At 61.6% G+C, this 10,581-nt stretch carries 6 protein-coding genes; 2 read left to right on the top strand and 4 right to left on the bottom strand.

All coding sequences use genetic code 11. The features are described 5' to 3' along the window. Positions 1 to 357: 357 nt before the first annotated feature. Positions 358 to 1,587 carry an alpha/beta hydrolase gene (locus E5J99_RS20225; protein WP_135499626.1) on the bottom strand — a complete coding sequence of 410 codons (1,230 nt, stop codon included), beginning with the start codon at positions 1,585 to 1,587 and terminating at the stop codon, positions 358 to 360. Positions 1,588 to 1,935: 348 nt separating this feature from the next. On the opposite strand from E5J99_RS20225, the gene E5J99_RS20220 reads away from it, so the two are divergent. Next, positions 1,936 to 2,838 (top strand): S66 peptidase family protein, encoded by a 903-nt coding sequence (locus tag E5J99_RS20220; RefSeq protein ID WP_135499625.1) that lies wholly within the window; start codon positions 1,936 to 1,938, stop codon positions 2,836 to 2,838. Positions 2,839 to 2,976: 138 nt separating this feature from the next. On the opposite strand, the gene E5J99_RS20215 is transcribed toward E5J99_RS20220, so the two are convergent. The 3 genes from E5J99_RS20215 to E5J99_RS20205 form a co-directional block, all read right to left on the bottom strand. Then, complete coding sequence (locus E5J99_RS20215) at positions 2,977 to 3,999, bottom strand: M28 family peptidase (RefSeq protein ID WP_135499624.1); 1,023 nt, start codon at positions 3,997 to 3,999, stop codon at positions 2,977 to 2,979. After that, positions 3,989 to 5,491 (bottom strand): cysteine--tRNA ligase, encoded by a 1,503-nt coding sequence (gene cysS, locus E5J99_RS20210; RefSeq protein WP_135499623.1) that lies wholly within the window; start codon positions 5,489 to 5,491, stop codon positions 3,989 to 3,991. Before cysS ends, E5J99_RS20215 begins: the two co-directional genes overlap by 11 nt. A gap of 233 nt (positions 5,492 to 5,724) precedes the next feature. Continuing rightward, positions 5,725 to 6,864 (bottom strand): endonuclease/exonuclease/phosphatase family protein, encoded by a 1,140-nt coding sequence (locus tag E5J99_RS20205; protein WP_135499622.1) that lies wholly within the window; start codon positions 6,862 to 6,864, stop codon positions 5,725 to 5,727. Between the two features lie 108 nt (positions 6,865 to 6,972). Between E5J99_RS20205 and E5J99_RS20200 the strand changes: the two genes are divergently transcribed. After that, positions 6,973 to 10,455 (top strand): DUF7948 domain-containing protein, encoded by a 3,483-nt coding sequence (locus tag E5J99_RS20200; RefSeq protein WP_135499621.1) that lies wholly within the window; start codon positions 6,973 to 6,975, stop codon positions 10,453 to 10,455. The last annotated feature ends 126 nt before the right edge of the window (positions 10,456 to 10,581 follow it).

Genomic DNA, 10,581 nt, shown 5'->3' with positions numbered 1-10,581 from the left:
TTCGACTACCCGCACGGCCTCCTGGCGGAAGGCAATAGCATAATTCTCATTTTTGGCCCGGCGTGGGGGCCGCTCGGTTTCGGTCATACATCAACTGAGTGATGTATAGCCCTAGCCGGACGAGACAAGAGATGCTTCGACAAGCTCAGCATGACGCTCAAAAGTCAATTCCCAGACTTCCTAAACAGCTTCGTTCATAAAAAAACTTGCTACCACATCGGTAGCAAGTTTTTTTATGGCTGGCACGTAGGCGCCGTTGGCACTATTCACTGTTCGTGGTTGCCTAGACGGTAAGTTAAAAGAGCAGCCTGCTGCGCTTGCCACAAGCAACATTTTTATCACGTCCCACACACGCTTTTACTCAAACACCACGCGCTGCGACTCCAACCCAAAACCACGGAGCAGGTATACGCCGGGCCGCAAACTTTCGCGCTGGATCAGCTGCTCCCGGTGCTCCCACCGAAAGCGCCGCACGAGCCGGCCGGTAGCATCGAGCAGCTCCAGCTCCCGCGGTTGGAAAGGCTGGCCAGCGGGGGCCACTAGTCGTACTGCCTCAGCGGCGGGCAGCGGATACAGCTGCATTGCGGCGGGCGCCACCGCCGGGCGGGTACTGGTAACCGTGCCGGGTTGCTTTAGCACCGGCCGCAGGAAGTCGCGCACAAACCGGAACGTGGTATCCAGATAGGCTACGCTGCGGGCGCTGGTGCCACTGTAGGGCACGTGGCCGGCGGCTTTGAAGGCATATAGCGCATTCGTAATTCCCGCGGCATCGGCGCGGGGCTTGAGCGCGCCACTGCCGTACACCAATTGGGGCGGTAGCCCGCTGCCGATGGTGCCTTTGCCGTAGGGCACCGTGGCGTCTACGGTGCCGTGCATACTCACCAATGGCACGTCGCTGGCCTCCAGCCACTGCAAGCGGCCCAGCGCCCCGCACAGGTTGATGACGCCGCGCACCGTACTCGCATAGCCAGGATTACCGCTGTTGCCCTCGATACCACCCAGCTGCGCGAGGTCCAGGTAGGCGGGTACTTCACTGGTTTTGTCCAGGTAAGCGGTTTGCAGCGCCATGAATGCGCCCGCCGAGCTGCCAGCCGCGAAAATGTAGCTGGGGTGAATCCGGTGGCTTTTCGTGGTGGCAGCGTCGCGGCGGAAAAAGCGGACGGCGGCCCGCATATCCTGGGTGGCGCGGATGGCGGCCCGCGCAATATTCACGGTATCGAAGGGAAAGAACAGCAGCCGGTAGTCGATGCTGGCCGTGACGTAGCCGAGGCGGGCGTAGCGCTGGCACAGCTCCGTCACGTCCTGGTCGGTTTTGCTGCCCGATACAAAACCGCCGCCGTGGGCGAAGATCAGCACGGGCCGGCGGCGCACGGTGTCGCCGGTGGGCTCGTAGATGTTCATGCGCAGGGTTTGGGTGGTGCCCGTGTAGGTCACCGCCGAGCCAAAAACCACATCGGTGCGGGTCGTAATAGCTGGGAAAACAGGCTGATGGTAGCGGCCTCTGGTAGTATCAATCTGGGCTTGCGCGTGCGCCAGCCGCGCCGTTAGCATCGAGATAAGCAGGCAGCAGAGCAAAAGTTTTTTCATATACAAACGCAGTAGTGGCAGAGTGAGTAGTCGTGCAGAAATAAGCGTACTGAATTTAGAACGTCATGCTGAGCGCAGCCGAAGCATCTCTACCGCCGTAGTAATTGATTTACTGCTGCGGTAGAGATGCTTCGGCTGCGCTCAGCATGACCGTCTTTTTTGCTACGGTTACTTTTGCTTGAGTACTTAGCAGCACGCTGTTAACAAGCATAAAGTTGCTGGTTAACAGCGTATATCAGAAGCTATTTCCGAAAATAACCCCGGATAATCACCCACCGGGCGCGGTTGCGGCTTGGGCCGCCGCCTCGGCTTGCGTAGGTTTGCCCTATCCTAATTTGCTTGGCCGCTATGCCCACCACTCCTCCTTCCCTCCGACCCGGCGACCGGGTTGCCATCGTTAGTACGGCGCGCAAAGTGACGCGGGAAGAAGTGGCGGCGGCGGTCGAAACACTCACCAGCTGGCAGCTGGAGGTGGTTTTGGGCGAATCTATCACGGCCGAGCACCATCAGTTTGCCGGCTCCGACGCGCTGCGTCGCCGCGACTTCCAGCACCAGCTCGACGCGCCCGATATCCGCGCCATTCTGTGCGCCCGGGGCGGCTACGGCACCACCCGCATCATCGACGAGCTTGATTTCTCTGGCTTTGCCCAACACCCGAAATGGATTGCCGGCTTCAGCGACGTCACGACCCTGAACTGCCACCTGCTGACGCTGGGCCACGAGAGTATTCACGGGGTGATGCCGCTGCTGTTTGGGCAGCCGGGCGGCGAGGCGGCGCTGGAGAGCCTGCGGCGGGTGCTTTTTGGCGAGCCAATGACTTTTTCGGTGGCGGCGCACCCACTCAACCGGGCCGGCACAGCCACCGGGGAGCTTATTGGCGGCAACCTGACGCTGCTACAAAACCTGAGCGGCACCCGCTCCGACTGTGCCACGGCCGGCCGCATTCTGTTCCTGGAAGACATCGACGAGTACCTGTACAACATCGACCGGATGCTGGTGCACCTCGACCGCACCGGCAAGCTCCGGAACCTGGCCGGTTTGCTCGTGGGCCACTTCACCGACCCGCACGATAATGCCGTGCCTTTTGGGCAAACCGCTTACGAAATCGTGGCCACATACGCCGACAAATACCAGTTTCCGGTGGCCTACGGCTTTCCCGTGGGCCACGAGCCGCAGAATATGGCCCTGATTTGTGGCCGCGCCGCCCAGCTCACGGTAGCGGCAGCCGGCACTCATCTGCAGTATCTGTAACAGATTTGTGCGTCAAATAGCAGAGAGATTCACGTCACATCGCAGGGCGTGGTAAGCGGAGCTTTCCTGTTCCAGCAAAAAGCAGCGAGGCCCGGCAACATGCGTTACCGGGCCTCGCTGCTGTACTCCATGGTGGGCTTACTCGCCGTATATCGTCTGGAGCACGGTTTGGCCCACCGCTTTCAGCGTGCGCTTATCGATGATGCTCATATTGTCCTGGGTCGTGTGGTGGTAGTCAGGGAAGGTCTGGTCGCCGAAGGGCACCGTGTCGATAATATCGATGGTGCGCACCCCGGCTTGGTTTGTGTACACGTGGTCGTCGTCGATGCCGCCCATATCCTTGAACAGGAAATAGTCGGAAAAGCCCAGCTGCGCGCCCGTGTTCCACACCTTGTCCACTACGTCGCGGGCATACTGCAACGACTGCGCCTCCCGGCTGAACTTAGCGTTTTTGGCCCCCACCATATCCAGCAAAATACCGTAGCTGGGCTTGTAGCCGGCGGGCACCAGGTTTTTGGACCAATACTGGGAGCCCAAACACCAACTGTCCTTGCCCTGCGCGCCGAGCTGGTCTTTCAGGTCGCCTTGGGTGGAAGAATCGTAGCCATAGTCCTCCGAGTCGAACAGGATGAAGTCGACGCCAACGCCCGGCTGCAGGCTATCGGGCTGCAGGCTGAGGACGCGGGCTATTTCCAGGGCCACGGCCACGCCACTGGCCCCGTCGGAGGCTCCGTCGAGCGGGGCGTTCTTCTGGCCTTTGTCTTTATCGGCAAAAGGGCGCGTGTCCCAATGGGCAAAAATGGCGACGCGCCGGGCGGCCTGGGGCTGAAACTGCGCGATGATGTTGCGGGAGCGCAGCATTTTGCCATCGAACGCCATTACCTCAAACGCCTGCTCCTTCACCGTCAGCCCGTAACTCTTGAACCGCCGCACCAGCCAGTCGCCGGTGGCCACGTGGGCGGCGCTATTGGGCACGCGGGGCCCGAAAGCCACCTGCCGAGCCGTGAAAGCATAGGCCGAGTCGGCACTGAAAGCGGGAGCAGCCAGCGTTTTAGCGGCGTCGGTAGTGCCGGTGGTAGTGGTTTCGCTTTTATCCTGGCAGCCGGCCAGCAGCAACCCAAGGGCGGCTACCAAGGCAAGTCCAATTCGGTTATTCTTCATATGCCCAGTCAACGCCGGTTTTGGTGTCTTTAATTACAATGCCCTGGCCTTTCAGCGCCGCCCGGATCTGGTCTACCGTGTCGTAGGCCTTGGCCGTTTTGGCTTCCTGATAAAAGCCCAGGGTAAGTTCCAGCAGCTGCTCGGCGTTGGCCCGTGGCTCATCCTGCAGGCCCAGAATATCCGTCACCACTGTGCGGTAGGCTGCGAGTGCTTCCTGCAAGGCCGCGTCGCTCACGGTGCCCAGCGTCGCCAGATTGGCGAAGAAGCCGTTGAACTTGCGCAGCAGGTTGAAGAGGCTGGCAATGGCGCGGGCCGTATTCAAATCGTCGTTGAGGCCCACGAAAATGTCGGCCACCAGCTTGCGCAGCTCGGCGTCCGGCTTTTCGGTATCGGCGGCTTGCTCAGTGCCTTCCGGCCGGCGCAGCTTGCCGAGCAGACGGAGCCCGTTCATTAGCTTGCGGTAGCCCTTGCGGGCCGCCTGCAGGGCCTCATCCGACACATCGACGGGGCTGCGATAGTGCGCCTGCAACAGAAAGAAGCGCACCGACATAGGCGAATAGGCCTGCGTGAGCGTGGCCGTGGGGCCTTTGAACATATTGCCCAGCAGCACGAAGTTGCCCAGGCTCTTGCTCATCTTGGTGCCATCTACCGTTATCAGGTTGTGGTGCACCCAGAAGCGGGACTCATCGGTGTGGGTATGGCTGCCCTGGCACTGCGCAATTTCGCACTCGTGGTGGGGAAACATCAGATCCAGGCCGCCCCCGTGGATGTCGGAGAGGCTGCCCAGATACTTGCGGCTCATGGCCGAGCATTCGAGATGCCAGCCCGGAAAACCTTCGCCCCAAGGCGAAGGCCAGCGCATGATGTGCTCGGGAGCCGCTTTTTTCCAGAGGGCAAAGTCCAACGGGCTCCGCTTCTCCTCCTGCCCGGCCAGCGAATCGCGCGTGCCAGCCAGCTGGTCGTCGATGCTGCGGTTCGAGAGCTTGCCGTAGCGTTCCTGCTCGGCATTGTAGCGGGGCACGTCGAAATACACGCTGCCATTGGCCTCGTAGGCGAAGCCGTTAGCAATGATTTCCTCCACCATGCCGATCTGCTCCGTGATATGGCCGCTGGCCTGGGGCTCGATATCGGGCGGCAAGCAGCCCAGGGCCAGCATATTCTGGCGGTAGAGATTCACAAAATGCTGGGCTATCTGCATGGGCTCCTGCCGCTGCAACCGGGCCGCTTTGGCCATTTTGTCCTCGCCTTCATCCGCATCACTTTCGAGGTGGCCCACATCCGTAACGTTGCGCACATACCGTACGGTGTAGCCCAGATGGCGCAGGTAGCGCGTGAGCACGTCGAATACCACTGGCCCGCGGGCGTTGCCCAAGTGCGCTTCGCTGTAAACGGTAGGGCCGCAGAGGTAGACGCCCACCAGGGGGGCCTGAACGGGTTCAAATGCCTCTTTGCGACGGGTAAGGGTATTATAAAGGGAGAGCGGGTGGTGCATCTGGCAAAAGTAGAAAGATTTGGCGGTGAGCCCGGCGTGTAGCGCCCACGAACAGCGCGGTATCTGCTGCTGGCTCCTGTAGCAAAATCGGCGAGCTGCGGGCGTTAACTGGACCTTACACGCGTTTATAGCGAAATGAGCTACTCTTTAGCACAAGAAGAGTACATAACTCTGTGGCAGCAGCACAAAAAGTTCATTGCCCAGTATGAGCGGTTCCATCCGCAGTATATTCTCTACGGCTCGTCCGGTGCCCGGCCCGTTTTCCTGGCATTTTGCAGCCAGTAAGTAGCTGAAGTTGGGAAATGGTCGGCGTAGGGAATTTCGTAGTGTACCTGAAACTCCCCGATGTGCCACTGCGGACTGGCGAAGTGGTTGTCGATGCGCACGAAGGGTAGCCGGCCATTGTAGGTAGCGCCCACGCCGGTACCCACCGTAGCCCAGGCATTCTGGAAGCGGTCGGCCAGTTGGTCGTAGGCGTAGCTGTAGGGCAGGTCGTTCAGGTCGGCGCAGAGCAGCATCGGGTAGCGGCACTGCTCGAAGCGCCGCACCAGCGTATCGATCTGCGTGCTGCGGGCCACCATGCCGTTGCGGAAGCGGCGCAGCAGCCCCCGGCCTTTCCGCTCGAAGCCCTGCTTGCTGGAGTAGCTGTCCACGATGTCCTGCTCGGCCATGCTCATGCTCTGCAGATGAAAGTTGAATACCCGAATCGTGTCGCCGGAAGGCAGGCGCAGGTCCACGAACATGGCGTGGTTCTGGGAAAGCCGCTCGAAGGCAATAGTGCCGCGCCGCACGATGGGAAAGCGGGAAAAAATAGCCATACCGAACTCGCCGCCCGCGCTATTGGTCAGGGTTTTGGATACAAAGACCTGCCGACCGGTTTGCCGGCCTATTTTGTCGGTGCTACGAAATACGGCTCCGTCGCCGGTGCCGGCGGGCTCATTGTAGAACTCCTGCAGGCACAGCACGTCCGCCGGATTCTCGGCCAGCCATTGCATGAAGCGGCGGGAGGAGCCCAGGTCCTTGTCGCGCAGCTGCGGATATACATTGAAAATCCGCACGTTGGCGCTCAGCAGCCGCACCCGCTGGCCGCTGGCCTCCGGGGCCGCTAGCTGCCGCAGCGGATGCACAGCCAGACCGCGCTGCAGGTGCGGCCAGGTAAGGAACGCCACCAGCGCCGGCAGCAGGGCCACGCGCCAGCGGCGCAGCAGCCAGTAGCCCACCGCCAGCAGATTCAGCGCCAGCGCTACGGGCAGGGTGAGGGCCCCGAAGCCGGCGGGCCAGAACATACGGGGCGGAATCTGCACGCAGGCAATGGCGAGCAGCAGCCACGCTAGTACGAGCAGAGTACATTTGAAGGCAAAGGAACGGCGCACAATCGAAAACCCTAAGCGGGCCAGGCAAAGGTAGAGGTTACGGCCACATTGGCGGCACAGCTGGATTTCCGCCTGCAAACCTCCGTCTTTTTGGATGTATCTTTCGCTATGCAATTTCTATGTATACGGCGCGGCGCCACGCTACCCATTATTCTGTTGACTGTTATTCTTGGCCTCATTGGCAGCCGTGCGGTGGCGGGAGCCAGCAGTGAGCCGCCGGTCCGCACGCTGGAATTTGTTGAAAACCGAGGCCAGTGGAACAGCCGGGCGCGCTACATGGCCGAGGTGCCGGGAGGGCGGCTGTTTCTGGAAAATCAGGGCTTTACCTACGCCTTTGCCGATGCGCAGGCAGTAGCCCAGCACCACGACCACGCCGCCACCACCGACCGACTACGCGCCCACGCCTACTCCGTCACCTTCGAAGGCGGCAACCCCGCGCCCGACTTTACGGCTACGGAGGCCACCACCGACCGGCGCAACTACTTTCTGGGCCGCGACGCCAGCCGCTGGGCCGCTGGGGTGCGGGCTTTCCGGCAAGTGCGCTACGCCGATATTTACCCCGGCATCAGCGCCCAGCTCTACGAGAACCAGAGCGCCCACCTCGAATATGATTTTCTGCTGCAGGCCGGAGCCCGGCCCGAGCAGATTCGGCTGCGCTACACCGGGGCCGATAAGCTCAGCCTACAGAATGGGCAGCTCCGGGTGCAAACCTCGGTAGGCACCATCGTGGAGCAAGCGCCCCAGGCCTGGCAGCAAAACGGCGAAAAACGGGTGCCGGTCAGCTGCGAGTTTGTGTTGGAACACAACGTAGTGTCGTTCCGCCTGGGCCGCTACAACCACAAGCAGCCGCTGGTTATCGACCCTACGATACTGTTTTCTTCCTTCACCGGCTCCACCTCCGACAACTGGGGCTTCACGGCCACCTACGACCAGAAAGGCAATATGTACTCCGGCGGCATCGTGTTTGGCCTGGGCTACCCCGTCAGCACCGGCGCCTACGACACGTCTTTCAACGGCCTCGTCGATATTGCCATCATCAAATATAACACGACGGCCAGCGGCCCGGCGTCGCGCGCGTATGCCACCTACCTCGGCGGCGACTCTACCGAAGCACCGCATAGCCTGGTGGTTAATACGGCGGGCGAGCTGGTTATTCTGGGCTCTACCAGCTCCAGCAACTACCCGGTGACGCAGGGAGCCCACGATGAATCCTTCAACGGCGGCCCGCGCATCCGGTCAGTCAATGGTCTGCGCTACAGCCGGGGCAGCGACCTGCTGGTCAGCAAGCTCAGTGCCAACGGGGCGGTGCTGACCGCTTCCACCTACGTAGGCGGCACCGGCACCGACGGTCTCGTGCTAGCCGGCACCACCGCCGGAGCCCTGGCCCACAACTACGGCGACCAGTTCCGGGGCGACATCATTACGGATGGCGACGGCAACGTGTATCTGGCGTCGGTGACCAGCAGCCTTGATTTTCCGCTGGCAAACGGCACCGGCGTGCAACGCAGCAACGGCGGGGGCGCTACCGATGCCGTGGTCTGCAAGCTGAGTCCGGATCTGAGAAATCTACTCTGGAGCACCTATCTGGGCGGTGATGGCGACGATGCCGCCTATTCCATCCAGCTCACTACCGCCCGCGACGTGTACGTGAGTGGGGGCACCACCAGCATCAACTTTCCGGCTACGGCCGGCAGCTATAAGCCCAAGCACCCCGCCCGCGACGTGGACGGCTTCGTGGCTCACCTCAACAGCACGGGCACCAAGCTGGAGCAGGCCACGTATCTGGGCACCGAGGCGTACGACCAGGCGTATTTCGTGCAGCTCGATGCGGTTGCCAACGTCTACGTTCTGGGGCAGACGACCGGTACCTATCCGCCTCTTGCTGGTCTTTATTACACCAAGAAAGGGCAGCAGTTCGTCCAGAAGCTCGACCCTACGCTGACGCAAAGCCTTTATGCCACCCAGTTTGGCACCGGCCGCTCCGCGCCCGATTTGTCGCTCACGGCCTTTCTGGTCGACGACTGCGAGCGAATCTACGTGTGTGGCTGGGGCGGCACCGTGAACGGGGGATTTAGTGGCGGCAGCACCATTGGCCTGCCTACCACACCTACAGCCCTACAAACATCCACCGACGGCTCCGACTTTTACATCGCGCAGTTTACACCCGGCATGAAAACCCTGGAATATGCCACCTTCTTCGGCGAGCAGGGCGGGCGGGGCGAGCACGTCGACGGAGGTACTTCCCGCTTCGATAAGCGCGGCCTGGTGTACCAGGCCGTGTGCGGCGGCTGCACCGGCACCTCGGGCTTCCCGGTGCTGCCTACCGGCAACTTCTCGACCACCAACAAGAGCAGCAACTGCAACAACGCTGCCTTCAAGATTGACTTCGGCGTGCGCCTCGCCGACCCCGGCCCCAACCGCTACGTGTGCGTCGATGCCGGCCCGATTACGCTGGGCGGCAGTCCGGGCGGGGGCACCTGGACGGGCGCGGGCGTATCGGCTGGCCCGGGCGGCGGCTACCTATTCACGCCTACCACTTCGTTGCTGGGGGCCAACATCCTGACGTATTCGGTGGTTTCCACGGGTGTCTGCATCAGCACCCGCACCCTGCGCATGACCGTGACGCCCGTGGTGCCTTCCACCTTTGCGGCCCTGCCGACGCAGTGCGAAAGCAGCACCACGCCCCTGCCGCTCTCGGCCACTCCGCCCGGCGGCACCTTCAGTGGGCCCGGCGTGAGCGGCAATATATTTACGCCGTCGTTGGCCCGGGCCGGCACCCACACGCTGCGCTATACCTTCAGCGACACCACCCGCTGCGCCTCCTCCACCCGCACCGTCGTCGTCGATCCACTGCCCGCCGTGGAAGCCGGCCCCAATCTTACCTTTTGTGCTTCCGAGCTCGCCCCGGTTCAGCTACTGGGAGCCAGCCCGGCCGGGGGCACCTGGAGCGGGCCGGGCATAACGTCTACTGGCTTGTTCACCGCGCCTAATACCAACAATCGGGGCGCTGTCATCACGCTGAAATATACTTTTACCGACAAAACCTGTACTGCTTCCGACACCCGCACCGTGGTGCTGGCTCCGTCGCCGGCCTCCAACGTTGCCCTGAACGTGCCGGTGTGCGAGGCGGCGCCGCTGTACACGGGCCTGGCCCCGTTCACCTGCCAGTTCGAGCCCAGCCTGCCCGGCGGCACCTACCTCTGGAGCTTCGGCGACAGCACCACTTCTACCGAGGCGGCTCCTTCCCACCTCTACACGAAGCCCGGGCTGTATCAGGTGCGGCTCACGGCCCGCTACTCCGATTGTGTAGTCGTCACCAACTTCGCGCCCGTTGTAGTCAGCGAAGTATTTATTCCCAATATCATTACGCCCAATAACGACCCGGAGCAACTCAATGAGCAGTTTGTGCCGCGCTTCAGCTGCAAGCCGGCCGCACTAAAAATCTTCAGCCGGTGGGGCAATCAGGTATATGAAACCAGCAGCTACCGCAACGACTGGCGCGGCGAAAACCTGCCCGATGGCGTGTATTACTACCTGCTGCGCGACCAGGAAGGCCGCACGGCTAAGGGATGGGTCGAAGTAAAGCGCTAAGCAGGCTGGTTGTCTGACAATTTTAATGTTCACCCTGAAATGGCCATGACCCGCAGCCGCAGATGCTGAAAACCAGGCATGCCAAAGGCGCATCGACGAATACTTCGGACTAGATTATTGAGTACC

The organism is Hymenobacter elongatus (assembly GCF_004745955.1).
In the GTDB taxonomy this organism is placed as follows: Bacteria; Bacteroidota; Bacteroidia; order Cytophagales; family Hymenobacteraceae; genus Hymenobacter; species Hymenobacter elongatus.
Note: the sequence above shows the minus strand (reverse complement) of the source record. Positions and strands in the feature narration are given on the sequence as shown.

Bases quoted from the DNA above. Each gene is read 5' to 3' on its own strand.
- E5J99_RS20215 (WP_135499624.1), bottom strand. From the start codon at position 3,999: ATGAAGAATAACCGAATTGGACTTGCCTTGGTAGCCGCCCTTGGGTTG.
- E5J99_RS20220 (WP_135499625.1), top strand. From the start codon at position 1,936: ATGCCCACCACTCCTCCTTCCCTCCGACCCGGCGACCGGGTTGCCATC.
- cysS (WP_135499623.1), bottom strand. From the start codon at position 5,491: ATGCACCACCCGCTCTCCCTTTATAATACCCTTACCCGTCGCAAAGAG.
- E5J99_RS20225 (WP_135499626.1), bottom strand. From the start codon at position 1,587: ATGAAAAAACTTTTGCTCTGCTGCCTGCTTATCTCGATGCTAACGGCG.
- E5J99_RS20200 (WP_135499621.1), top strand. From the start codon at position 6,973: ATGCAATTTCTATGTATACGGCGCGGCGCCACGCTACCCATTATTCTG.